This window comes from Chitinophaga sp. NPDC101104 (assembly GCF_050277495.1).
Taxonomy (GTDB): Bacteria; Bacteroidota; Bacteroidia; order Chitinophagales; family Chitinophagaceae; genus Chitinophaga.
In genome coordinates this window covers 520,961-546,871 of record NZ_JBNNSF010000002.1, presented here as the reverse complement: position 1 = coordinate 546,871, position 25,911 = coordinate 520,961, and the positions used below count along the sequence as shown (strand labels likewise).

The 25,911-nt window shown below is 55.6% G+C and carries 21 protein-coding genes; 3 read left to right on the top strand and 18 right to left on the bottom strand.

The window, feature by feature from the left end:
* Window positions 1-56: 56 nt before the first annotated feature.
* Window positions 57-1,157 (top strand): zinc-binding dehydrogenase, encoded by a 1,101-nt coding sequence (locus ACQKLP_RS20875; RefSeq protein WP_427324884.1) that lies wholly within the window; start codon window positions 57-59, stop codon window positions 1,155-1,157.
* A 64-nt stretch (window positions 1,158-1,221) separates the two neighbouring features.
* Here ACQKLP_RS20875 and ACQKLP_RS20870 read toward each other — a convergent pair whose 3' ends face one another.
* Both ACQKLP_RS20870 and ACQKLP_RS20865 read right to left on the bottom strand, forming a co-directional pair.
* A complete protein-coding gene (locus ACQKLP_RS20870) occupies window positions 1,222-2,112 on the bottom strand; it encodes an alkaline phosphatase (protein WP_427324883.1) in 891 nt (296 codons plus the stop codon).
* A gap of 64 nt (window positions 2,113-2,176) precedes the next feature.
* Complete coding sequence (locus ACQKLP_RS20865; protein ID WP_427324881.1) at window positions 2,177-2,794, bottom strand: helix-turn-helix domain-containing protein; 618 nt, start codon at window positions 2,792-2,794, stop codon at window positions 2,177-2,179.
* Window positions 2,795-2,949: 155 nt separating this feature from the next.
* Between ACQKLP_RS20865 and ACQKLP_RS20860 the strand changes: the two genes are divergently transcribed.
* Both ACQKLP_RS20860 and ACQKLP_RS20855 read left to right on the top strand, forming a co-directional pair.
* On the top strand, window positions 2,950-4,191 hold the full coding sequence (locus ACQKLP_RS20860) for an MFS transporter (RefSeq protein WP_427324879.1): 1,242 nt from the start codon (window positions 2,950-2,952) through the stop codon (window positions 4,189-4,191).
* A 97-nt stretch (window positions 4,192-4,288) separates the two neighbouring features.
* Window positions 4,289-5,782, top strand: a complete 1,494-nt coding sequence (locus ACQKLP_RS20855; protein WP_427324877.1) for a TlpA family protein disulfide reductase — start codon at window positions 4,289-4,291, stop codon at window positions 5,780-5,782.
* Window positions 5,783-5,834: 52 nt separating this feature from the next.
* On the opposite strand, the gene ACQKLP_RS20850 is transcribed toward ACQKLP_RS20855, so the two are convergent.
* The 16 genes from ACQKLP_RS20850 to ACQKLP_RS20775 form a co-directional block, all read right to left on the bottom strand.
* A complete protein-coding gene (locus ACQKLP_RS20850; RefSeq protein ID WP_427324875.1) occupies window positions 5,835-6,368 on the bottom strand; it encodes a hypothetical protein in 534 nt (177 codons plus the stop codon).
* Window positions 6,369-6,459: 91 nt separating this feature from the next.
* A complete protein-coding gene (locus ACQKLP_RS20845; RefSeq protein WP_427324873.1) occupies window positions 6,460-6,981 on the bottom strand; it encodes a hypothetical protein in 522 nt (173 codons plus the stop codon).
* Between the two features lie 39 nt (window positions 6,982-7,020).
* On the bottom strand, window positions 7,021-7,416 hold the full coding sequence (locus ACQKLP_RS20840; RefSeq protein WP_427324871.1) for a hypothetical protein: 396 nt from the start codon (window positions 7,414-7,416) through the stop codon (window positions 7,021-7,023).
* A gap of 22 nt (window positions 7,417-7,438) precedes the next feature.
* Window positions 7,439-8,182: a DUF4184 family protein gene (locus ACQKLP_RS20835; protein WP_427324869.1), complete on the bottom strand. Its 744-nt coding sequence runs from the start codon at window positions 8,180-8,182 to the stop codon at window positions 7,439-7,441.
* A 9-nt stretch (window positions 8,183-8,191) separates the two neighbouring features.
* The gene (locus tag ACQKLP_RS20830) at window positions 8,192-9,046 is read right to left on the bottom strand and encodes an NAD(P)-dependent oxidoreductase (RefSeq protein WP_427324867.1); all 855 of its coding nucleotides are present in this window, start codon (window positions 9,044-9,046) and stop codon (window positions 8,192-8,194) included.
* 74 nt (window positions 9,047-9,120) lie between these two features.
* A complete protein-coding gene (locus ACQKLP_RS20825) occupies window positions 9,121-9,885 on the bottom strand; it encodes a 3-keto-disaccharide hydrolase (RefSeq protein WP_427324865.1) in 765 nt (254 codons plus the stop codon).
* Between the two features lie 8 nt (window positions 9,886-9,893).
* Window positions 9,894-12,599, bottom strand: a complete 2,706-nt coding sequence (locus ACQKLP_RS20820) for a c-type cytochrome (RefSeq protein WP_427324863.1) — start codon at window positions 12,597-12,599, stop codon at window positions 9,894-9,896.
* A 137-nt stretch (window positions 12,600-12,736) separates the two neighbouring features.
* Window positions 12,737-15,226, bottom strand: a complete 2,490-nt coding sequence (locus ACQKLP_RS20815) for a mechanosensitive ion channel family protein (protein ID WP_427324861.1) — start codon at window positions 15,224-15,226, stop codon at window positions 12,737-12,739.
* A gap of 47 nt (window positions 15,227-15,273) precedes the next feature.
* Window positions 15,274-16,128, bottom strand: coding sequence for an alpha/beta fold hydrolase (locus tag ACQKLP_RS20810; protein ID WP_427324859.1), 855 nt, complete (start codon window positions 16,126-16,128; stop codon window positions 15,274-15,276).
* 99 nt (window positions 16,129-16,227) lie between these two features.
* The gene (locus tag ACQKLP_RS20805) at window positions 16,228-16,731 is read right to left on the bottom strand and encodes an SRPBCC family protein (protein WP_427324857.1); all 504 of its coding nucleotides are present in this window, start codon (window positions 16,729-16,731) and stop codon (window positions 16,228-16,230) included.
* Window positions 16,691-17,065 carry an ArsR/SmtB family transcription factor gene (locus ACQKLP_RS20800; RefSeq protein WP_427324855.1) on the bottom strand — a complete coding sequence of 125 codons (375 nt, stop codon included), beginning with the start codon at window positions 17,063-17,065 and terminating at the stop codon, window positions 16,691-16,693. The genes ACQKLP_RS20805 and ACQKLP_RS20800 overlap by 41 nt, the downstream gene beginning before the upstream one ends.
* Before the next feature lie 148 nt (window positions 17,066-17,213).
* The gene (locus tag ACQKLP_RS20795) at window positions 17,214-18,221 is read right to left on the bottom strand and encodes a c-type cytochrome (protein ID WP_427324853.1); all 1,008 of its coding nucleotides are present in this window, start codon (window positions 18,219-18,221) and stop codon (window positions 17,214-17,216) included.
* Window positions 18,222-18,249: 28 nt separating this feature from the next.
* Window positions 18,250-19,374: an aryl-sulfate sulfotransferase gene (locus ACQKLP_RS20790; RefSeq protein WP_427324851.1), complete on the bottom strand. Its 1,125-nt coding sequence runs from the start codon at window positions 19,372-19,374 to the stop codon at window positions 18,250-18,252.
* Window positions 19,375-19,457: 83 nt separating this feature from the next.
* Window positions 19,458-21,095: a RagB/SusD family nutrient uptake outer membrane protein gene (locus ACQKLP_RS20785; protein WP_427324849.1), complete on the bottom strand. Its 1,638-nt coding sequence runs from the start codon at window positions 21,093-21,095 to the stop codon at window positions 19,458-19,460.
* A gap of 21 nt (window positions 21,096-21,116) precedes the next feature.
* Complete coding sequence (locus ACQKLP_RS20780; protein ID WP_427324847.1) at window positions 21,117-24,371, bottom strand: TonB-dependent receptor; 3,255 nt, start codon at window positions 24,369-24,371, stop codon at window positions 21,117-21,119.
* A gap of 232 nt (window positions 24,372-24,603) precedes the next feature.
* Entirely contained in the window at window positions 24,604-25,815 is a 1,212-nt protein-coding gene (locus tag ACQKLP_RS20775) for a FecR family protein (RefSeq protein ID WP_427324845.1), read from the bottom strand.
* Window positions 25,816-25,911: the final 96 nt, after the last annotated feature.

Genomic DNA, 25,911 nt, shown 5'->3' with positions numbered 1-25,911 from the left:
TTTTTCCTATAATTAAATAATACGGGATATTTTCGTAGCGGAAAAAAGCAAAACATATGTCCGCCACCTCCGCGAAAAATGGCAGGCTCGTCCTGTTCGACGGACCGGGAACGCCCTTTCGCACAGAAACACACGCCGTCCGCACCTTGCATCCGGGCGAAATCCTCGTCCGTAACATTTACACCACCCTATGCGGCAGCGATCTCCATACTTTCTGCGGATTGAGATCGGAGCCTTGTCCTACCGTGCTCGGCCACGAGATCGTGGGTGAGATCGTGCAGATGCACCCATCCCACCCGGGAACGGATTTGCAGGGAGACACCCTGCGCCCGGGAGACCGCATCACCTGGACGATCTTCGCCAGCGACCCGCAATCCGCCAATGCCTTGCGGGGGATGCCGCAAAAGGGCGAAGGGCTTTTCAAATACGGGCATGCCCACGCCGCCGGCGACGAAGTTTTCCACGGCGGACTGGCAGAATTCTGCATCCTCCAGCCGCATACCGGCATCATCAAGCTGCCGGAAGAAATTCCCCTTCCCGTTGCCGCAACACTGAACTGTTCCGTGTCTACCGTTGCCGGTGCGCTCCGCACGGCCGGCGATCTGTCGGGAAAGAAAGTGCTGATTACCGGGATGGGCCACCTCGGCATCATGTGTGCCGCCATGAGCCGCGAAGCCGGCGCCAGCTGGATCGGGGCGGCGGATATCAATGAAACCCGCCTCCGGGAATCGCTGCAATTCGGGGTGGATGCCGTTTTCAATATGCAACAGGACACAACGGAGCCCGCCGCAATTTTACGCGAACAAACCGGCGGAGTAGACGTCGTATTCGATATGAGCGGATCGCCCGCCGCCATGGAATTCGGGATTTCCTGCCTGGCCATCGGCGGATGCGCCGTGTGGATCGGTGCGGTGTTCCAGACGCGGCCCGTCTCCGTCAACCCGGAAAAGATCATCCGCAACCTGCTTACCATCCGCGGATTGCACAATTACAACTTCGAGGATTTCCGGAATGCGTTTGCCTTCATCCGTGCCAATTGGAAAAAATATCCATTCGCATCGATGATCGAAAAAGAGTTTACACTCGCGGAAACACAGGCGGCGTTTGCATATGCGGTGGCCCGGAAACCCCTGCGCGTGGGCGTCCGGCTTACATGAGCAGACTTCAAAAGACAAAAAAAGCCGCGCTTGCTGAAGCACGGCTTTTTTGCATTACTATATATCACCTGAATATTTCGGTAACGGCCCTCCCGATCCAGACCTGCGGCGGACTCAGCCGGAAAAGTTTTGCGATGGTAGCGGCGGTGTCGAACGTCATGACGCTCGTTTGTACTTCGTACCCGGATTTGATGCCAGGGCCTTTCACGATCCAGGGGATTTGCATTTCCGCCATGGAAATGGATCCGTGCCCTTTGTTGATACCGCCATGATCGGCCGTAAAGATCACCACCGTTTCCTTTTCGATACCCGCGTCGCGGATGGCTTGCAGGATTTCGCCCACGTGCGCGTCCGTCCGCTCGATGGCCGCATAGTACTCCGGCGTATCGTGGCCAACCTTGTGGCCTACGCTGTCTACATCATGCAGATGCACGAACAGGAAAGTGGGTCTGGCGGATTTGATGTAGTTGCAGGCCGCAGCAGCAACCGCGATGTCGCCGTCTCCGTTCTCGTCTTTATTCACGGCTGCTTTCGGAAAGAGATAACCGATGCCGTCCCACTCGTAGATCACCCCGATCTCCGCTTGCGGACGGGCTTTCCGGAGCAATCCATACACGGTGGGGAACATACCGTATTCATCCAGCATGCGCGCGGGAAGGTCGGGCTTTTTACTGCCCCAGGTCGTGTAGCCGTGCAGCTCCGGTCCTGCGCCCATCACCATAGACGCCCAGTTGGGCGCGCTGGAAGAAGGCAGCACCGTTCTGGCTTGTAATGTCCAGGCGCCTTCCTGCATCATGGCGCGAAGCACCGGCACGCGGGCTTTCTGGAAGGCATATGCGCCGAATCCGTCGGACCCGACGAGGATCACGTGTTTCGGTTTTGGCTGAGCAAAAGCGGCCTGGCCGATCAACGAACATACAAGGAAGAGGTATCCTGTCCATCTGGGTAATCGCATACTTCAGTGTTTTCGACAAGATATAAACTTTCCTTTAAAGAAATAATATTTCCTGAAATGAAATTTATTGAATAATTTTCCCAAAGAAGTACATCACCAGCAACCTGACCTTTTTCTTTTTCGGGTTGATCGGCACGTGGCTGATGCTGCCGTCGAAGAAGATGGAATCGCCTTCCGACAGTTCGAAGATTTTGTCTTCCAGCTGGAATTTGAGGTTGCCTTCGAGCACGTAGACATATTCGAAAGCCGCGGTAGACACCAGTTCCCGGCGGGCGCCGGGCCTCAGCGTCAGCAGCGAAACCTGGAATGCGCCGCCTTCGAAATTTTGTTCGAGGATGGATTGATATTCGAATCCAACGGCGTCTTCCTCCTTTTCATAGGATGTGTAAGTATCCGCCGGCAGCAGCAGGTATCCCGGGAAACTTTTTTCCGCGCTCAGTTCGGAAAAGAACGTTTCCGTTTTGACGCCCAGCTTCTGAATGATGGTAAAAAGCGTGGGGATGGTGGGCAGCATCCTGCCGTTTTCGATCTTGGACAGCAGGGCGGATTTGATGCCCGTGAGCGCCGACAGATCGAGCAGCTTCAGGCCTTTTTCTTTCCGGTAGCGGCGGATCAGTCCACCGATCCTGTGATATACGAGCGCGTTGTTGTTGATGTCTTCCTGCGATGGATCGTGTTGCATGTGCTTAACAATTACTTAAAAGCGATTCCGCTAATTTAAACAATAAGAAATATATTTTCGCCTCAGGAAATTTTCCTGCGCACCTGCAGGTGTGAAATTGTATGATAAGCAAACTGGCAAGCCTTCGAAGGCATGCCGCCATTAATCCTTCCGACATGACGGACACCACGAACGTTCCTACACGGGCCGAGCCCGGGCGCTGGCGCATGCTGCTGCTCACCATGTTCTGCTACCTTTTCTTTTATACGGGGCGGCACAATTTCGGTTGGGCCACCCATCAGCTGGCAGACACGCTGGGCATATCTTTCGAAAAGGTGGGCTGGATCAGTTTCGCCATGCTGGCGGGCTACGCGTTCGGGCAACTCGTGAACGGCCTGCTGGCCGACCGCTTGAGCCCCCGGCACATGATCCTCACCGGCGGGATATTGTCCGTTCTCGCCAATATCTGCATCAGCTTTTCCGGCTCATTCACCGTGATCCTCGTACTGTGGGGACTGAACGGCTATTTCCAGTCGATGGCCTGGGCCCCGGGCAGCAGGATCATCGCCAACTGGTGGCACAATGGCAACCGTGGCCTGGCGTATGGCCTGTACACCATGTCGGCCGGGCTTTCGTCGGTTGTCACATATGTATTTTCCATCCTGCTCGTGCAAGACAACTGGCGGAACGTGTTCCGTGTGCCGGTGCTGTTCCTCGCCGTGGCGGTGGTCATCTTTTTCATTTTCGTGAAGAACGCGCCTCCCGGCGCCGGGGCTTCTCATCCCCCAACCGGCGATCAACCGAGCCCGAAAAACACATTTACGGTCATCACGGGCAACGCGCGCTTCCTGGCGGTGTGCCTTTCGCTGGGGTTCCAGAGCATGGCACGATATGCGCTGATCTTCTGGCTGCCGCTGTTCTTTATCAAATCCGGTTCCGTCTGGACCAGTCTCCTGTTGCCGCTTGGCATGGCCGCGGGCGCCATTTCGTTCGGCTTTATATCCGACAGCGTTTTCCGCGCCAACAGGATGGCGTCGATCTGCACGGGGATGCTTTTATGCAGCCTGTTGTCTGGCCTGATATACATGCTCGAAATCAGGAGCGGCGTGGCCGCGGGGGCTTTGATCTTTTGCGCGGGCTTTTTCGCGTACGGCCCGCAGGCGAATTTCTGGCCCCTGGCGCAGGAGCTGCTCGGCCAGCGGTACGTAGGCACCGGCACGGGCGTGATGAACATGACGGCATATCTGTTCGCGGCGGTCGGCGAGCCATTGATGGGCAAACTGATCGACATGACCGGCAACAAGGCCGTGATATTCCCTACCGTGGCAGTTATTGCCTTACTAAGCGCCGTTACGATACTTTTTGCCATGCCCAGGCGGCCGTCTCCGGGCAGCCTGTCGCGGATACCGGCTTTTTGAGGAAGTACAGGAACATTTTATGGGAGGTTCGTCCCGCGGAAGGGGCAACTCGTCACATCCCGGCGATGCGCCGGGATGCGGAGGCTATTTTCATGGTATGAAACCTTATCTCTTCGTATTGTTGCTCCTGGCTGCGGGGCTTTCCGCCTCCGCCCAATTTACGTTAAGCGGCCGTGTCCGCCATTTCAGCGGACAGCATAAAATAGAAGTTAACCTGCCGTCCATCTTTGGCTATCATAATGAAAATACCGTTTCCGTTCCATTATCGGGGACCGGCGAATTCCACATCACATTGCCGGCAGACAGCATCCGGTTCGCTACCCTCATTTACCGCCGGACGCATTACACCTTGCTCCTCGAACCGGGAAGAAACCTGGAAGTGGAATTCGATGAAAACGCAAATGGGATATGGTTTACGGGCGGAAGCGCGGCGGATGTTTGCCGGTTGATGCAGGATATCGGCATGGATAAAACGCCGTTTTTCTGGGAAAACGATTCGCTGGGGGCGCTTCCGGCCGGGGAGGTCCGGTCTGCCGTGATAGCGCCCTGGTTCGGGGAATTCGCGCATCATGCCGAAACCATCCGACAGTCGCGCCTATCAAAAAGTTTGCAAAATATCCTCATCGCCGAAAACTATTATCGCCATTTCAACTATCTCACCGATTTCATCTCCACGACCATTCCTGACAGAAAAACCGTGAATGAACTGATCGTTGCCCTTTACGATACCATTCCCATCGCACCGAAATCCCCGCATCCCGGCCCACAATACTGGACATTTACCGACAAATACATCCGCGCCCTCGAAATGCGGGCGTTCATCCGGGTAAAAGCGGAGAATATCCTCCCTTCGGCCCCCATCCCCTGGTTCGGCATTTCGTTCGACAGCGCCAACGTGATCGTCAGCCGGTACGGAAAACCGTACTGGCGCTGGATCGGCAGCATGCACAACTTTCCGCCGGATGTGGCAGAATCGTATAACTGGCAACAAATCCTGAATCAATTTTCCGACCGCGATGTTGCGCAGGCCCTGCCGCTCGCGGAAGCTTTCCGTCAACGGTTCCCGAAAAGCCGGTTCCTTCCCCGCCTCGAAAAAATGGAAACCGCGCTGCGCGATTCGCTGGCCGTCAACCGCAACAACAAAAATATCTCGATCGTTGAAGATTACGAGAAGGTACAATCGATTTACGATGTCGTGAAAAAACTGAAAGGGAAAGTGGTGTACCTGGACATGTGGGGTACCTGGTGCGGCCCCTGCAAAGAGGAAATCCGCCACCTGCCTGCGCTTCGCGCATCTCTTGCAGGAAAGGACGTCGTATTTCTTTTCCTGGACGTGGACGACGACAGCAAAGATGCCGCCTGGAAGGATTTCATCCGCGCCAACAGGATGGAAGGCCTCCACCTGCGGATGTCCCGCAAAACGGTAGCGCCCATCTGGAAAGAGATCCTGGCCAACCATTCCGACAAGTCGGAAAGCTACCCGCAATATTTCCTATTCGACAAATCCGGTAAACTCGCCATAGCCAAAGCCCTCCGTCCGAGCGACGGCCCGGCGCTTACGCAGCAGATCGAATCGCTGCTCATGCCTTAAAAAAATCACCCGGCTCCTTGCGGGCCGGGCGATCAGTTATCTCCAAAAGCCGTTACAGCTTTGTGATGTTCTTAACGAAGTATCCCGAAATACAATCATCGGTACAACGGACGGTTTTCGACTGGACCGACGCGCTGGAAATGATGCCGTTGTTTTCTGCCGTAAACTGGTATTCATGATCGGGGTTGTATTTCAGGATCACCGTTCTGACATGGGCGTAAAACTGGTCCATATTCATGACCGGAAGGGGAAAACCGCTTCCATGCGTACCTAAATCCCTGCCTTCTTCCGACCATTCTTCGACCACCTCATTTCCGGCCTGTGCAATTTTGGTACGCACATACGCCCGTTTCTTCACTTTGCCGCTATCCACGGTGATGGTGGTCTGGATATCTTCCTTGAACGTGCCTCTTCTTTCCCTCAGCACTACAAAGCTGTACTTGTCGTTGGCACTCGCCTTGAAAGACAGCCAGGCTTTATAGCTTTTATTGAATTTATCGGCGTAGACAAAATCGTCGCTTTCCTTTTTGCACGCGGAAAAGAAAGTCATGGCCAACACGCAAAGCATGACAGCATACGTATACATTTTCATCGGTTGAATTTGAAGGTGAACAAGTTTCAGGGATTATGCCTTTTACGGTCAGGGTTAATTGCCGTAAGTGTTAGCTGCTTTAAAATCAGTATTGTATGATGGAAGTGATGTAAATACCTTCGAAACAATCATCCATGCAGCCGTTCGGAACGTAACCGGCGGTGGAAAGCATGCCGTTGTTCTTCGATTCGAAATATACCTTGACATTTTCCCGTTTCTTCAGCCAATCGTTTTTGGCTTTTGCATAGACTTCGTCCATCGTAATGGCCGCTGCGCCTGCGGTGTGGGAACCGATGGCATTTGCGTCCTCCGTCCATTCGCCGGTGATAACGATCTGCCCCGTGCCTTCTCTTTTATAGCTGGAAAATTTCCGTTCGGTGACTTTCCCGCCGACAACGGTGATCGTTGTATTGGCACCGAAATTGAAAACGCTGGACTGGTTAACGGTATACTGGTATTTGTTACCGGATTTCGATTTAAAACCGGCCCAGGCGTCGTAACTGCGATCGTATTCGCTTTTGAATTCCATGTTACTTTTGCCTTTGCTGCAGGAAGTCATGATTGTTGCCAGGCACAGCAATAATAATGCGTAGAAATCGTATCTCATAAAGGGAATTTTGTGTGAAACGGCCCGGTCGGCCATTTGTTACACTTTATCGGCATTTTTCCCGATATGGCGGCCTTCCAGCCACGCGAGCCCTCCTACGATAACTATCTGCAAAACCAGGAACGCTTTCCCGAAAAGCGTGGCGCCACTGCTATAATACAGCAGCATCCCGATACTCACCACGGTCCATGCCCAGTTGGCGATTACCAGCCACCTTACGGCACGCGCGCGCACCGGTTTCATGAGCACCAGGCACGCGGCCAGCAGGGCATACAGGCCCGTAACCGCCGCTATCAGCAACACCAACCGTTCCGGAAGCCCCAAAAACCGGCTCCACCAGCCATAGAGCGCCAGGCCGGCGATGCCGGTAGCGCCACCGATAAAAGCATCGGCCAGTAGTATTTTTCGCAAACGCGGAATGTCCAGTAATTTCATATGATTGAGATGTCAGGCTAATTCATTCCGGCATTCCGGCTTTGGACTTCCATCGCAGCACCAGCGGCACCAGCAGCAACCCCATGAGGAACGCTGCGATCGCCGATACGATGAGGTTGCCATAAGCGGCAAACTCCCCGCCCGCCAGGCACCTCGCTGCCACAACGATTCCCGTCCAGCCCAGCACCATCATCCAGTACCGCGGATTCACCGGTTGTGCTGGGAGACCGTCTGCCGGGAGCTTCATCACCACCCACCCGATCGCCACCGCCCCGGCCAGGCTACTTCCATGTTGCAGCAATTTATATACCGGGATGCTGCGCCCTGCAATATCGCATTCAACGGAAAGCCCCGGCCAGGCCTGCACGAAAAATCCGTGCGCATGCGTACATCCGTCCCACAACACATGCGACACCGCACCAATCAACACCGAAACACAAACCACCAGCCAGTTTTCCGCGAAGTACTTCCGCCAAGGATACTGCGCCATGGGCCGGGACCGCACCTGCAGAAACCCCGGAAAATTGTTCACCAGCGCCGGCTTCGCCCATTCATGAAACAAAAAAGCGATCACCAGGCCCAACGGCAAACAAAACAGCAACAACCCCCACAACGTATGGCTATATTCACTCTGCACCTTCATCCGCAGAAAATACTCGAAATCCGGCGCCATACTCCCCACAATGAGCCCCGTGGCGGAGGCCAGTCGTCGCGGCAATAACGTTAACGGCAATACGATTGCCGGGTGCGAAAAGGTAAAGGGCATAAAAAGGATTTATCGAACAACATCTTTAGCGATCACGTTCCAGTCGTTCCCGCCAAAACCCTTCGCGATCCATTCGTCCATCAGCGCGGCGATGGCCGGCATGATCGCCAGGTGGCCGCCTTGCTGCTGCACAGTATCGATGAAGATCTGGGTGTCTTTACGCGCCATGGCCAGCTCCCAGGAGGGTTTGGAATAATCACCGCCGCTCATCCGCCGGATGCGGGCGGGCAGCATTTGCGCGGGGTTCCAGATTTCGAAGAGGCTGCCCACGTCGCGGGTGGTCTGGCCGAGCACGCCCGCCAGTGCGAACGTATCCCGCAAACCGGCTGTAAATGCCACCAGGAAGCAGTTTCCGATTAGTTTCATGGCAGCGGCCTTTCCCTCTTCGGGACCGAGGTCTACCAGTTGACCGGTCATTTTTTCCAGTAGCGGGCTGACTTTTTCCACCGCCGCGCGGCTCCCGGAAACGAGCATATAGCCGCTGCCTTCGCGGGCGTTGGCCGGGCCCATGAACACGGGCGCATGCATGTAGGTGAATCCCTTCTCTTTCCAGGCCGCCGTTCGGGCGATGGCGCCTTCTTTTGTGGTGGTGGTATGATCGATGATGACGGCACCGGGCTGCAGACCGGTTTCCGCGGCAGCCAGCACTTCGTCCACACTCTGATCGTCTTTCAGCGTAACATGTACGAATGCCGCTCCCTGCACGGCACGCGCCGGTGTGGCAAACACTTCCGCTCCCAGGTGTTCCAGTGCCGCGGCCTTTTCTGGACTGCGGTTCCAAACCCTCACTTTGTCTCCTTTTTCGAGCATCGCCGTAACGAAATTCGATCCCAGCAGGCCCATTCCTAAAAATGCTTTCACCATGTCTTTCCGATTTTTAATTAAAGTTAAGGAATGCCGCGCGTAAAAAAGGCCGCCCGGTGAAGGCGGCCTTATCGTTATTGTTTCAGCAAAATATCGCGGAACTCCACTTTCATGGGCGGCCCCACATGCACTTGCAGGCCCAGCCAGCCTTTTAGCTTCCGGTTGGCGGTATCTGCGTCCGTCACTTCGCTCAGGAGTGTCCCGTTAACGAAATGCTGCAAGTTATTGCCTGTCGCCACTACGCGGTATTCATTCCATTCATCCGGCTTGTAAACGGATTTGAGGGATGCGTCGCTGCCAAGCGTTCCGGTAACCTGCACGGGCGCCCAGGCGTTGTTTTTGATCCCGGCTTTCAGATCAGCGCCGGAAGCGGGAACGGTTACACGCTGGCCGCGATACGCAAGCGTAGTACGGGCATATTCGTCGTAATTCTGCCCCAGATACGCCCGGGCAGCATCGATGTCGGCCTGGTATCCGCGCAGCGCATGCGGCTCGTTTGGCACAATTTCGCTGCGGTAGTTGATGCCGCTGTTGCCATCCGCTGTAATGCGGAACTGCGTCTTCAGTTCAAAATCCGCCGGCTGTCCGCCTTTCCAGATAATGAACGTATTGCGCGAGAGCGGTTTTTCCGGCGTGATCTCGCCCGTCAAAATACCGTTTTCCACCCGCCAGTAGGCCGTATCGCCATCCCATCCGTCGAGGTTTTTGCCATTGAAGATGGATACGAAACCGCTGCCGTCCGCCGCTTCCGAGGCAGGCGCGTTGCTGCCGCAATGCATGAACAGTAGTGCCATTGCGGCGATGGATATGCTTTTCGGATTGACTTTCATTTGCCTCATTACCCGGATTATCGAACGGCTGCGCGTTTGCTGTTGGTAAAGATCGTGTCTTTCGGATTGCCGCCCGATTTCAGGTAGGCCATCAGGTCTACCAGCTCCTGCGGGCTCAACCGGTTGATCATGCCGGGCAACATGGGCGATACTTCAGACACGCGTGTTTTCGACACGCTTTTCTTCGGCACTTTCCGGATGTCTTGCGGAGAGAACGGGTTTTGCGAAACGAAATATTGCTCGTCGTCCTCGTTCGTCAACCTGCCTATGACACTGCCCCCGTCTTTCAGGTAAAAAACGGTAGCGCCGTATTGATCGGAAATGGTTTTATTCGGGTCGATGATCGATTCGAGGATGTCTTTATTGCTGAAACGGGTACCCAGCTGCGTGAGGTCCGGACCGGCCACACCGCCCTGCCCTGCCAGGGTATGGCATTTCGAGCAAAGCGTGGCGGAGAACATCGCTTTCCCCTGCTCGAAATTGCTGCCCGAGAAGCCAATGCTGTCCACCATTTTCACGGCGTCGTCCACTTTCCAGTTGCGGCCCGGGCCCTTTGGCTGTATGCCCGAAGCCACGGAAAAGTTCCCGCCGGCTTTTACGATCGAATCACCCGAGATGTCGTTCAGCTGCGCGAATTGTTCTTTCGGCGCCAGCGCCAGCGCGTTTTTCCGGGCGTTATTGATGTAGCCTACGAAACTATTGCCGCCCTGGTACCCGAAAGCGCCCGCGAACCATTTAAAGTATGCCTGGCGCAGCGGGTCCGTCCAGCCGTCTTTCGCGCCGGAAAGCACCGTGGCGTAGAAGGTTTGCTGTGCGGGGGGCATTTTCGCCAGCATGCCCGCAATGGCCATGCCGTATTGCGGATTGCGCATGATGAGGTCTGAAGAAGAAAGCAGGGATTGGCCGGCCGAGGTATCGTCTTTCGCGGAAGCCATGAGCTCCACCGTGATGCGCACCGCATCCGGCGCACCGATGTGCACGAGCAGCTTGCTGAGCAAACGGTTCATTTCGTTCGTCTTCGCAGGATAGAATGGCTGGAGCCAAGCTGCCAGCGCTACCCTCGACGCATCACCGGGCATCCCCATCCGCGTGATCGTCACTTCGGCCGCACGCACCGCATCTATCTGGCTTTCGGGCGATAACTTCCCGAAATCGATCGTGACCAGTTTGTGCAGGAGACTGTCGCGCAGCGAAGAATCGCCCATCCGCGCCAGCGACAGCGCCCCATGGACCAACGCCACGGGATCCGTCTCGGCGAACACTTTCCCCTGCCAATGCACCACGGGCTGATGTTCCAGCGCGATCCGGGCCGCATATCTGACGAAACGGTCGGGGTGTTTCAGTTGCGGCCAGGCAAAATCGATCGCCGCGGGATCAGGGCCATGGTGGTATTTTTCGAGTTGCCGGCGCAGGGAGTTTTCTTCCGTCAACTTCGCCGGTTGCAGTTTATTGGAATAGTCACTGGCATTTTCATGATACACGCGGTACAGATCCGATTCCAGTTTCCGGCCGCCGGTGAGGAAATACAACGCCCCGTCGGGCCCGATCACCCCGTCCGTCAAAGGCAGCGGTGATCCGGACAGGAACTCCTCTCCGGTAGCTTTATACGACCCGCCGTCGGGCTCCAGCTGAAGGGCATACACGATGCCGAAGCTCCAGTCGAACGCGAACATGGATTTCCGGTACTTCTCCGGGAACCGCGCATTGCCGCCGTACACCAGGTTGGTGGGCGAGCCCTGCCCGATGTTGATCACGGGCGGCAGGTTGTCTGGGTAGGTGGGCGACCATTTCATGGTGCCCGTCCGCCAACCGAAATCGCTGCCGCCGGTGGCGTGGCAGATCCTTGTGGGGCGGTACCAGGGCAGCCCGAAATCCCACTCCATATCCGAATCGTAAGTGAATAGATCGCCGGCGTCGTTGAACGCGATATCGAACGGATTGCGGTAACCGGCGCTGACCAGTTCCCAATGCTTGCCTTCCGGATCGATTCTGGCGATCCATCCGCCGGGGGGCTTGATGTTCACCGCATGCCCGTTGGGGTCTACCATCCGGGGCAACAGGTTATCTTCCTGCCAGTTGCTCGGCAGCATGTACGCATCCATCTCCGGGCATTTGGTGTGGTTGCCGGCGATGAGGTAAATGGATTGCCCGTCGGGTGAAAGGATGATGCTGTGCGGCCCGTGCTCGCCGGAGCCTTCCATGGCTTTGAGCAGGGTCACTTTGTCGAACTGGTCGTCGTTGTCCGTGTCCTGCAGCCGGTACAGCCCGCTGCCCTTGTCGAACTCATCGTTGGCCGTATGGTTCACCATCACGTACAGGCTATTGAAAGCGTAGAGCAACCCTTGTGCGAAGCCCATGGTCACTTTCGTACGCACGGAATCGGTGCCGGGGATGGTGTCTTTACCGAAGCCCAGCGGCTCGATGCTCACTTGCTGTGTGCTGTCTGCCCCGATGGGCGGAAGTTTCAGCCGGTACAGGGCGCCGAATTGGTCAGACACGATGAGGCGGCCCTTGTCATCGAAGGTCATGGCCACCCACGAGCCGCGCCCGCTATCCGACGGACTGAAAAGGTGTTCGGCGATGAAACCGTCCGGCAATTTGAGCTTGTCCGTTTTCGGATCGGCCGGCCGCGCGGGCCGTTCGTTACAGGAAGATGCTCCGGCGAGGCAGGCAGCCAACACTACCGGCAAGCATTTCAACAGGGAAATTCCAGGTATACGCATGGTAATAAAAACTGTATGGTGGAACGCGAAACGTCTCCACAACGTGGTTGAATTTGGTTTCTACAATATAAGTAGCCCGAAATAAAATTTCAGCAGAATGTGACGGATAGCGCCAATATCACACAAACAGTTATAAATCAATCCGATGCATCACCACCGTCTTCCTTTTCCTTTTCTTCGTCCGGCTCCCGCCTGATGTGCAGATCGCGCTGAGGGAACGGGATAACGATCCCGTGTTCGCGGAAGGCTTTATGGATGGCAAAGATCAGCTCGCTTTTGGCTACCATCCCGGCGCGCAGGTTCCCCGTCCAGAAATACAGCTGCATCCCGATGGCGCTGTCCCCGAACTCAGACGCCCAGACTACTGGCTCGGGGAAAGCCAGGATGTTATTGTTGGATTTCATTGCCTTTTTCAGGATGGATTCTACCAGCTGCAGGTCCGAATCGTAGGCCACGCCTACCATGAGGGCGTTGCGGCGCATGAGTTTCTGGATATTCCAGTTGACCAGCTGATCGTTGAGCAGCTCACCGTTGGGGATCACGAGATGGGAACCTTCCAGCGTCTGGAGAAGGCTGCTGCGGAAGCCGATGGATTTTACCGTGCCGGATTTCCCTTTGACTTCCACAAAGTCGCCCACGTTGAGGGGTTTCTCGAACGCCAGGATCACACCGCTCACGAGGTTGTTGACGAGCGACTGTAACCCGAAACCGATGCCGACGCCCAGCGCGCCCAGTACGAATGTGGCCCTGTCTATGGGAATACCCGCCACGGCGAATGCCAGCAACAGGCCCAGCACGAAAATGAAGATGCGGACCACGAGCAGCCAGCTACCCAAACCGGCCGGACTCCCCGTATCAGCAGGATGCCCGGCTTTGTCTGACGCGAAAAATGAAACGATCTTGGAAATGATGGACGCGAGCACAAGGATGGCAAAAAAGGCCAGCACACTGAAAAAAGAAAACGTATATGCGCCAACGGTACGCTGGTCGAACAGGAAATTTTCCAGCGGCTGGGTGACGAGATTGAACACGTAAAACGTTCTGGCGAAAAGATAGAACCAGCCGATGACGAGGAATACGTAAAAGAACCGCGGGGCCTTCCGCCCTACCGCGGCGAAGTTCACGAAGAACAGCTGGCGTTCCGGCGTCTGGTAGATGTCTGACGCCAGCGTGAGCGCCTCGTTGATGAGGCGTACCGTCCACAAAAACATAATGGCGATCACTACGCTGATGAATCCGCTCACCATCAAGCCTTTCGAGAGGTTGAAACGCCCGGCCAGGTTGGCGATGATGGATAATGCCTCCACGATCACCACGAACCAAATGAAATAAACGATCCATTGTTCGCGGAGCTCTTCGCGGCGCCCGCGGGCCAGGTACCAGCTTCCCACCAAAATCCCGCCGGCCGCCAATACGATCATACACCAACGTTCCGGCCGCGATGCCTGCAACACGAAATTATCGGCGCAGGCCAGCAGGAACAGCAGCCAGATCATCCACCAAAACCGCATCCAGTAAGCCGTGATGAAACGCCGGAAAATGATCGTCAAACAGGTGGAAGCGATCACCCACAACAGGCAGATGAACACCCACGGCGGATCGGGGAAAATGAACTGGAAGACGCAGACCACGATCAAAACGGCCGACAGCGCAGGGTAGCGCAACACGAGCTGCCCGTCGAAATCGTTCCGCAGCAGCCCGTTGGCGGCCACCTTCCGGCGGAGCGTCCGCAAAAATATGGTACAGAACAAGGCAAGAACGGCCAGGATGGCGAGCTTTCCGGGATTGTTGCGGACGTAAAACCAGAGGATCAGCCGGTTCTTTTCGAACGCCTGGTGCAGGATTTCGTTCATGGGCCTTGCGTGCAGCGGCGGAATATTCAGTCCGCTCACTTCCTGCCGGAACGTTTGCTCCGACAAATCCCTTTCATACCGCTCGATCTGTTCCAGCCCGGATTGCAGCTCATACACGGTTAAATCCAACTGGTCCTTGATGTGCTGCACATTGTGCAGCGAACCGGCCAGGATACTGTCTATCGGCGAAACTTCCCTCGCCGCCACGTACAACTTGCGGACCACAGGGAGGAACTCCGCCGAATCCGCCGGAATCGTGTACAGCTGCGGCTTGCTGGCGATGGAATCGAAATTATGGCGGAAACCCACGAGCTTCTTCCGGTAGGCATCTACCTGCGCTTTCCGCGCGTTGGCGCGCTCCAGCAGCTCGCGGATCAGCTTATAGGAAGTGGTCAGGTTCCTTTCCGTCTGCAAAGTGCCGGTATTTTTGAAAACGCCGTCGCTGGCGATCTCGAAACGCTGGCGGATGGCGGACAATTCCCTTTTGATGGCGTTGGTATCGAGACTGGCTTTAAGAAAATCGCGGGTATGACGGATGGTGCGCAGCAGCTCGTCGAGCAGGGCGTCCTGCATATTGGCGGAATCGTGCTGCCGGTATTTGGCCGCATATTCGGCGGGCGCCGCTTCGAGCAGCCTGCGCAACGTTTGCGCCGCGGAGTCTTTCACATGCAGCGTCACCGGTTCGGGATGCTGCCCGCGAACGTTGGAAGACGCCACGCAACAGAGCGCGCAAATGAGGAAACAACGGAAGTAACTGCTGAATAGCATTTTCATATTCAACAATTTACAAATTTTTTTGGCAGAAAGCGTGGGCCCTTCCGTCATTTCGCAGCAACAGCATCAAGGAACTCGATGACCAGGGCCGCAGTACGGGCCGGCGCGTTGCTGGCTGGATCGAGTGATGCGGCCTCGCCCAGGTAGGTGCCGTGCGCGCCGGGGAAAATGGCGAGCTGGCCGTTCGGGAACAACTGGTACATCTCCACGGTATGCGCCATGGTAGCCACATCGTGATTGCCTGCCAGCACCAGCACCGGCTGCTTGATGGCCCGGAGCATTTCGGGCTGCCAGTCTTTGAAGCTCAGCAAACGCCCCATCAGTTTCGCGACGAAGGTATCCGGGTCCGGTTGCGGCGATGCGGTAGTATAAGCGTTCCGCAGCACCGGTGGCATCCCCGCGGCGTCGGCTTTCCGGAACATCGCTTCCAGCCTCGGCACCCAGCCTTCCTTTCGGTAAAAAACGGAAGCCACCACCAGTCTGCGCACTTTCCCGGGATGGCGCATGGCCAGCATCATGGCCGAATTGCCGCCGTTGCTGAAACCCATGACATCGGCCTGTTGCACATTGAGCCGGCTCAGCAAAGCCGCAGCATCGTCTGCATCCTGCTCGAAACTGAAAGGCGTTTTCCGGTCGGCGGTATGGCCATGGCCCTGCAGCTCGATCGCGATCACACGCCGGCCGGCAGACAGTGCCGGCAAAACCCTGCCGAAAGTGGTCCCGATCGTAGATCCGCCGCCATGCAGCAATAATAAAGGCACGCCTTTATCGGGGCCGTGGATTTCATAATACATGCGCAACCCGTTCACGTCGGCATAGCCGGTTTTCACGGCCGATGAATCTTTAGCGGCAACGGACAACGGGATATTCAGTAATAAGGTCAAATAAAACAGGTATTTCATGATGGCTGTTTTTGTGTACGGGACATCCGTTTTCCACAACCGAGGGATTGCGGAATTACGTTATCGCATGTACGAATGGGTAAAATTTATGTTATTGCATCAAGCGCCCAGTGCGGCTTCCATGCGATCGAGCATTTGCAGCCAGCTGGGGTAGGCACCGGTCCTGCGGGCGATGTTTTCCGGCGCGGCCTGGTGGATGGTGATCTCCGTTTTATTGGCCGCCAGGGCGTGGAAGGATACGGTCACCAGTGTTTCGTCCGGCCACTCGGGGTCCATGCCGGCCTGGGCGGAGGTGCGGCGGATGCCGTTCTCGTCGGCGATGGCGATGTTATACACGATCTTTTCCGGCGACGTGATCTCCAGGTATTCGCCTACGCACCAGCACTCCTTTCCATCGGGCGTGCGGATGCAGGAGTGGAATTTGCCGCCGGGGCGGATGTCGAGCTTTTCGAAATGGATCGTGCAATCATTGGGCGCGAACCATTTCGGGAGATGTTCGGGGTCTGTCCAGATGCGGAACACCAGTTCTCTCGGGAAGTTGACCGTCCGTGAGATGAATACGTCATTTGCTGCGGGGCTTGCCGCGTTGGATGTGCTTTGCATTTTTCGGTTTTTTTAGTTCTGGTGCGATGTTAAGCAGATAGGATTCCATGGAGTCGAGGGTTTTGTTCCAGGCTTTTGCGTATTGCGCCACCCAGGCCTGTACCTCCGACAATGCCTCCAGGCGCGCCTCGCAGTGGCGCTCCCGCCCTTCTTTCCGGATCACGACCAACCCGCACTCCACCAGCAGCTTTACATGCTCCGAAACGGTGGGCCTGCTGGTATCGAAGTAATCCGCGATGGCGTTCATCGTCAGCGGCTGTTCCGCCAGCAGCTGGATGATACCCCGGCGCGTGGGGTCGGCTATCGCCTGGAATACGTCTCTTCTTCTTTCCATTATGTAGGCATTTCCCTACAAATGTAAGAATATGTCGGGATTTCCCTACATATTTTTTTTTACGAAAAGAAAAAAGGGAACAGCCACCTGACCGTCCCCTTTTATTACTTCCCTTGATCTTCTTGACCTGCGGCGTTTTGCAACGGGATCAATAAGTAACTTTCTGCCCCTTACTTTTCCAGTAGCTGATCATCGGTTTATAGGGCCCGTATTTATGCGTGCTTACAGAAAAAGTGTCTGCAAACGGGCCTTTGTCGTAGTCGAGCGCTTTTTCGTCGATATGCGGATAATCGAACGTTTTCGGATTCGGCCGCGGATGCCGGCTGTCGTCGTTCACGAATGCCGCGATATCCAGCGCATCCTCATCTGAGAGAAACGGCTTCTCCCAGGTAGCCTTATCAAACGGCATATTAGCCTTCAGCCATTGCGCCTGCTTGATGATCCGGTGCATACTGGAGCCGGGCTGGTAGCCAGACGGCCCCCAGAGCGGCGGATAAACGAAGGTGCCCTTATCCGCCGTCATGATGCCCTCTCCGTTTTTACCATGGCAACGCTCGCAATGCTGCACATACAACAGCGCTCCCCTGGCCGGGCTCGCCGCCACATCGGGCAGTACCACATCCAGGTTTTTCCCGCCTTTGTGTGGCTGGCCTTTCGGCACAAAACTGTTGATCCACCTGAAATATGCCAGGAACGCCACCATTTCCTTACTGTCGAGCGGGAGCGATTTACCATTGTGCGGCCGGTTGATACAGTTATTGACGCGTTCTGCCAGCGTGAGCACTTTCCCTTCCCTGGCGCGGTATTGCGGGTATTGCTCGTGCGACAGCATAAGGTTGAAGGAATAAGGCTTGGTGCCCCCGTTCTGGTGGCAATTGGTACAGTTCATCCGGTTGCCGAGGTAGCGGCCGTTAATGCCTTCGGGACCGATGTAATAGGCCGTTCTGTACATCAACGCCTGTCCATATTTCACGGCTTCGCCATATTTGCCGTCGGGAATCGCGGCGCTGTCGGCCTGCAGTAAAACGGCGGCCGGTGGTTTCACTTCCGCCGAAGTACTTTCACTTTTTGCGTTCGTTTGACAGGAATAAACGGCGATCGCGGAAATCGCCGTGAGAAAGCCACTCCAAACTATCCGGCTGGAAGATATTTTCATGCGTACAATTATTAATTCAGTTATAAAATCAATCGGCTGTAAAATCAGGCAAAGCCGATCGGGGAATGAATTCTGCGCGATACGGAATAAATGCGCAGCGAAGGTGCCAGCGCGGCGTTCCCAGTTTATCCGTCAACATCACCGTGTTCTTTTTTGAACTGCATTGCAGGATATGATCGCGCCCCACCAAGTAGGCGCTTCCCATCCGGTCGTTAAACAGGTATGCCGGCAAAGGTGCGCGGATGACGGTCGTTGCCGTGCGGGCGGACTCATCGATCCGGAATGCCAGGGTTTGCGACCGCGTGCTGGATACACCATTGTCGAATAACATAAGCTCTCCCTGCTCATTTCTATGCACCGCATGCCCCATGTCGAAAGCTGCGGAATCAGGGATCGGAAAATCGCCACCACGGCCGAACTTCCAGATCACCGCGCCTGTTTTCGCATCCAGTTTCCAGATCTGGCCGTTGTTGTAAAACGAAATAAGGTAATTGCCATCCCTGTCGAAGCTCAGGCTGTTGGCGTGCATCCAGTCGTTGCGGGTGCCGACGATACCTGTGTCGCCCAAAGGGTCCAAGGCATCAAAAACCGTCCATTCCCAGACCTTCCGGCCCTTCCGGTCGAGCACCAGGATGCCGTCGCTTTTCACGGTATCGGCCACACCGCCGCCTTTCGCGCGCAGATCGAACGTTCTTTCCACCGTATTGAGCAAAACGATGTTATCCCCCGGCGCCAGCAATACTTCATGATGCGCGTTGGATGTAAAATCGCCCTGGCCTTTCTGCAAATGAAGCAACGTATCACCCCGCAGCGAAACCTCCAGCACCTGGTCCCCGTAACTGGTCGCATATTCCTTGCTGCCCAGGATGCAGAGAAAAGTTTTGTTTTCCGTGAAGTGCGCCGTCTTGAAACCCGTCCCCTTCACCCCATGAAACCATACCACTTTACCTTTCGCATCGAGCAGATACAATGCCCCGGGCTCGTCGCGCTGGCTCAGCAATACATACCCCGACCTGAAAATCTCCGGCGCCCCCTGCATTTGCGCAGTATCCAGTAAAAAACCGTCCTGCGCCCAGGAAGGAACATCCACTTTCTTCCTTTGCTGGCAGGCCAGGCAAAACAACAGCCCGATCAGGCAGGGATAAAATTTCATACATGCATTTTTAACGACCGAAGCCAACCGGCAGGCTGCGAGTTACCGCAACCTGCCCGATTTGGCCTGGCAGGGTTCAGATATTATCGCCAAAGACTGTTTTGTTCAGCCTTGGGGTTAGATTTCAGTTCGCTAGACGGAATGGGGAACACAAAGTGCTTCGCGGCAAACTCGTTCGCGCCCTGCTTTTCCCGGTTTTTCAATATGAGCGAAAGTTCCGCGGCGGTCTTGTGCCACCTTCTCAGATCGTACACCCGGTTTTGTTCGAAAAACAGCTCCAGCAATTTCTGGTGATCGATTTCTCCCAGCATGCCCGCTTTACCCGGCAGATCGGCCAGTGTTTTGTCTTTCAGCCCGGCTCTTCTGCGGATGCGGTTCACGTCTTCGAGCGCTTTGCCGAATTTGCCGTTCTGCGCAGCCGCTTCAGCGCGCAGCAACAGCACTTCGGCAAAACGGAATACGCGGTAGTTGGCCGTAGATGGCGTTGCGCCCCAATAGTTATCCGCATCCTTCACGTTCCTCCAGGCGTTCGTCCCTTTTTTGATCAGGAACCGGCCATAGGTAACGGTATCGAGCTTGGTCCCGGGGTGCAGCCGCACGATGGTGGAAATGGCGGAAGTCCACATCCGCTCGAAAGGCTGGTTATCGTAAAAAGTAGTATCCGTTTCGCCGAGCACCGAGCGTTTCCACATGAGCGTGGCATACATCCGCTTGTCGAATTTCGTATCGGAACCCGCAGGCCGCGGCTCTTTCACGAATTCGCGGACGGCATAGTTGGAGGGCACATATTTGAACCAGCCGCCCGCCGAGGGAGGCCCGATGAACTGCGGCAGGTAATTGTACATGGGAGAATTCGCGCCTTCCACCCCCCAGGCGCCGTACTGGTCGCCGAGCGGTGCGAAAGTCCATTCAAAAACCGACTCCTGATTGTACTCGTTCCTGTCGGTGAAGTTATCTTCGAAATCGGGCACCAGGTCGTACGCGTAAGGCGCCGCGGTAAGCAGATCGAAGGTGGTTTCTGCTTTCGTATAGTCTTCCAGGAACATGTATGATTTACCGAGCCAGGCAATGGCCGCACCGCTGGTGGCCCGGCCCCTTTCCTTCGCATCACGCACGGCCGGCAGGCCTGCGGCGGCTTCCGTGAAGTCGCTCACCACGAGTTTCCAGACATCCGCTTCCGGGCTGCAGGGCGCGGCGTAGCCGTCGGTCGTTTCCACCGGCACCGTTCTCAGCGGAACGGTTTTCCAGTTGGTCACGAGAATGAAATACGCGAGGCCGCGGAGGAATTTGGTTTCGGCGATATACTGTTTCTTCTTTGCCTCATCCATAGGCACTTCTCCGATTTTCGACAGCAGCAGGTTACCGCGGTGGATGCATTTGTAGATGTTGGTGTATACGTCGTTGAGGTCGCTGTTGTTCTCATCGTTGGTAAAGCTGGCCACGCCCCATGTGGCGGCTTCACCGCCGGGAATGGTAAAGATATCGTCGCCCAGGGAGTTGATGTCCTGGATGCCCGTGAAGGAGCCCCAGTACCCGTACAGCGACGGCCGTAGCGGACTGTAGGTGGCTGCCAGGGCCGACAGCACGTCGCTTTCATTTTTCCAGAAAGTGGCGTCCGTTACCTTGTTGGGATCGTTTTGCCGGAGGAATTCCTTTTCGTTGCAACCGGAGCCGGCCAGCAGCAACATCGCGGTAGCTATATAGTGAAATTTACTTTTCATGTTGATAATCGGTTTGATCGGTTAGAAAGTGAGATTGAGGCCAAACAGCAGGGTGCGGGCGAGCGGATAAGCGTCCGAGGAGTCGTCGACACCGCGCACCAGTGCACCGCCGCCGATATCGGGGTTGTAGCCTTTGTATCTGGTAACCGTGAACAGATTTTCTCCGGATGCGAACACCCTTACTTTCTCGATACCGTATTTTGCGAGGAGGCTGGCCGGCAGGCTGTAGCCCAGTTCCACTCTTTTCAGACGCAGGTAGGATCCGTCTTCCAGCCACCTGTTGATGTTATTGCGGTTGTTGTTGTTGGGGTCCGCAAGGATGAACCGCGGGAAATCGCTGTGGTTTTCAGGCGTCCAGGCGTTGAGCACGTCGGTGGAAAGATTGGTCACTTCGTTCATCTTTTCCATCCATTTCCTCCGGGCGTTGTAAATCTTGTTGCCGGTTACGCCTTCGAGGAAGAGGTTCGCATCAAACCCTTTCCACGACAGGTTGGCGGAAAGGCCCATGTTCATACTGGGGAACGGACTGCCCATGTATTGTTCGTCTTTATTGTCGATAATCCCGTCGTTATTGAAATCCACGAACCGGATATCGCCGGGCTGGGCATTGGGCTGGATGGCGTTGCCGCCTTTGGCGTGGGCCTGCACTTCTGCCTGCGACTGGAAAATGCCATCGGTCTCGATCAGCCAGAAACCACCGATGGGGTACCCCACCACAGCGCGGGAGATGGAGCCGAATTCCTGCCGGCCGGAGCCGATGGTAATGGCTTTCATCTTGTTGGAAACATGCGAGAAGTTCAATCCGAACCGGTAATTCAGTTTGCCGCTTCTGTCGGCATATTCGATCGTGGCTTCATATCCTTTGTTATCGATCACACCGGCATTGAGCGTAGGCGATCCCGTTTTGCCGACAGACGGCGGGAAGGGAACGCTGAGCAGTACGCCATCGGTTTTCTTGCTGAAAACGTCGACGATGATCTGGAGTTTATTGTTGAGGAAACCGAGGTCGGCGCCCACGTTGGTGATTTTGGTCTCTTCCCAGGAAAGATCGGTGGGGGAAGCGTACCCGCTGGAGGTGGCGCCCGGCCAGATCACGCCGCCCTGTACATAGTTGAGGTTCCGGTTGATGCTGTTTTGAGTGAGATAGTTCCCGATCTCCTGGTTGCCCAGCACGCCCCAACTGCCACGGATCTTGAGGGAGCTGACGATGTCTTTCATGCCTTCGAAGAATGCTTCGTTATGTACATTCCATCCCAAAGAGAAGGAAGGGAAAGCCCCGTACTCGTAATCGCTGGCAAAGCGCGACGAGCCGTCTCTGCGCACGGAAGCCGAAAACAGGTAGCGGGAATCATAGGAATACATAAGGCGGGCAAAACGGGAAACGATGGTGCTCACGCTGGCGCCGCCGCCGTTTTTCTGGGACGACGTGGTGCCCGCGCCGAGAACCAGGGTGCCGGGCGGCAGATCGTCGCGCTGCGCATTGAAATCGTTGCTCATGTTTTTCTGCGCCGTGTATCCCACCAGCGCGTCGAAGTGATGGCGGCCCAGTTTTTTGTTGTAAGCCAGTGTATTTTCTATCAGCCAGGAATTGCTGGTGGAAGTGGATTCACTGAGGTCGGGCAAGGTGTTGCCGTTGTTGCCGTCGTGGTAAATGCCGGTGTACACGCGGCCGGCGCTATGGTTTTCGGTGAGCCCCACATTGAATTTATACTTCAAACCCTCGATCAGCTTCACTTCCACGAAGGCATTGGCGAGGATGGAAAGGTCTTTGGCGCCGTTTTCGATCGTTTCCAGCCGGGCAACGGGGTTGGAGAGGTTCTTCATGTAGGTGGGCCTTCTGCCATAACCGCCCAGGTCTTTGGTGGGGTCGTACACGGGCACGGTGGCCGGCATCATGAGCGAGCTGCCTACGAGGCTGTGCGTCTGGTCTCCGCCGCCGGGATTTTTACGGTTAATACCGCGGTTGATGATCACGGTTTCGCCGACGCGGATGCGTCCTTTTTCGTAATCGGTCTTGATCCTGAAGTTGGCGGCGGAATATTGTGTGTTGATCATGGTGCCTTCCTCTTTCAGGTATCCGCCGGAGAGGTTGTAGGTGAAATTTTTGGAGCCGCCGCTGAAGTTCAGGTTGGTACGGGTGATCATGGCCCTTCTGAAAATGGCATCCTGCCAGTTGGTGTTGATGCCGTTGTATGCGGGGATCCCGGGAACGTATTTGCTGTAGAGGTCGGTCCACTGCTGGCCGTCGAGCATGCTCATCCGTTTGGGGATCGACTGCATGCCTATCCAGCTGTCTATTTCCAGTTTCGGCGGGGCTTCTTTCCGGCCGGTTTTGGTGGTGATGATCACCACGCCGTTGGCGGCCCTGGATCCGTAGATGCTGGCGGTGGCGGCGTCTTTCAGTATTTCGATGGACTCCACGTCGTTGGGGCTCACCCCGTCGATGCTGCCTACGAATACGCCGTCTACGATAAAGAGCGGGGCATTGTTGCCGAGGGTGCTCATACCGCGGATGGAGATGATGAGCCCTGCGCCGGGAGCGCCGCTGGCCGATTCAACGGAAACCCCAGGCACGCGGCCCTGGATGGCGGAGCTGACGTTCCTCGACACGTTGGCGCTCAGATCTTTCACCCGTACCGAACTTACTGCGCCGGTGATGTCTTTCCTTTTCTGCGTGCCATATCCTACCACCACCATTTCGTCGGTAAGAACGGCTTTCGGTTTCAGGGCCACATCGAGCGCGCCGGCCTGCGACACGTTCCGTTCCGCCACTTCGTACCCGATGTACGATACCACGATCACGCCGCCGTTTTCGGGCAGCTGCAGGGCGTAGTTCCCCTGGGCATCGGTGCTGGTGCCCTGCGAGGTGCCTTTCAGTTTCACGGAAGCGCCTGCCAGCGGCGCATTCGTTACCGCATCCGTGATCCTTCCGAAAATGGAAATGTTGACCACGGCGGCAGGGGTTTCGTTTGCCAGCCCCTTTTCCTTCACGGAGATGATGATCGTTTTGTCGATAATACTGTAGTGGAGGCTTTTGTTTTCCAGGCATTTGCTCAAAACGTCTTCCAGGTCTTCATGGAAAACCGAGAGCGAAATCTTGCTTTTTTCCTCCAGCATTTCCGTGTTGTAGAAAAAGGTATAGCCGGTTTGCTTCCGGATTTCCTTGAATACTTTGGATAGCGGGGCGTTGCGCATGCTAAAGGTCAGTTTCTGCGAATAGGCCGTGGCCCTCACCTGCATAACAAGCACCAATAGCAGATAGACAGTCAGTTTCATAACGGTCAGCATTTTCGCAAACACCGGATTTTTCAGGTGTTTGCCAACATCTCTAAATTGCATAAATTTGAAAAGTTTAGGGTGAGCATTGAGCTGTTTACGTCAAATACACGCACATATGCCAGCCAGACAAATTCCGCCGGGAACGTTGCCTCGTTCCCGGTTTCTTTTTTTGCCGGCGTCACATAACGTGAAGATCCTGGTTGTTATATGTTTTTTATCTTGAAATCGTCTACTGCTGCACGTCTACAATGATCTGCCGCCCTTCGATCTTAAACCCGATCCCCGCGGTTTTTAGGATCCGCAAGGCTTGCGATAACGTGGATTGCCTGCGGATGGAACCGGTATAGTGTTTGTCGGGCACGGGGCCGGAGAACTTCACTTCCACATCGTACCAACGCGCCAGCTGGCGCATCACGGTGGAGATATCATCGTCGTCGAACTCGAACATGCCTTCCTTCCAGGCAATTACTTTACTGACATCTGCGGCGGCTATGTTCAATTCCCCGCTTTCCCTTGACAGGCTGGCCGTTTGCTCGGGCGCCAGCACTACGTCTTTCCCGTTTGGCGATATCACTTTCACTTTTCCGTTGACCAGGGTGGTGTTGACGGCGGATTCATCTTCATAGGCCATAATATTGAATCCGGTCCCCAGTACGGCTACTTTCGTTCCGTTTTTCATTTGTACGAAGAAGGGCTGCGCGGATTTTGGGGCGATGTCGAAATAGGCTTCTCCCGTGAGGTAAACGGTCCTTTCATTTCCATCGAACCGGGTCGGGAACCGGAGCGAAGAGCCCGCATTCATCCAAACCTGCGAGCCATCGGGCAAGGTTATTTTATATTCGCCGCCTCTTGGGGTGGTGAGCGTGTTATAGATCGTTTCATTTCCCGTACCGGCGGCGGCATCGTAAGTCAACTGTCCTTTGGACCTGCCGATGCGGGTGCCGTCTTTTTCCCGGAGGCCCTGCTCGCTGCGTTCATCGAGCAGCACGGCCGTGCCGTCTCCCATCACGAGTTGCGCCGTGGGGCGGCCGGGCAATACATCATTATTGTCTTTTGCTGCAACAGCGGGCGTATCGGCAGCCGGCCGGCTGCTTTTGTTCCAAAGTTGCCATCCCGCCACCGAAACGGCGATGAGCACAACGCATGCCGCAGCGGCGCGCCAAACATACATCCGCCGTACCCTGGCGCCTTTGGCGGTCTGCATCGCTACGTGATCGCTCAGCAGGCCCCGGAAGCGGTCCACTTCCGCATCCAGGCGCCCCTGCCGGCCGTTTACCATGTCGAAAATCCTGCGGGCCTCCGAAACAACGGGCTGCTTTTCCGGATTTGCGGCCAGCCAAGCTTCCCAGTGTTGCATGGCGGCAACGTCCGTTCCCATGCAATAGCGCAGGAAAGAGTCATCCAGGAGAAAATCTTCGGCAACGTTAAATTGATGCTCCATCTGTAAGATTAGTATAGTATGGTGTAAGGATCGGGGAATTATTCCCAAAGAAAGGAGAACTATTTTTTAAAAATCTTTTTACTGATTGAATCTAAC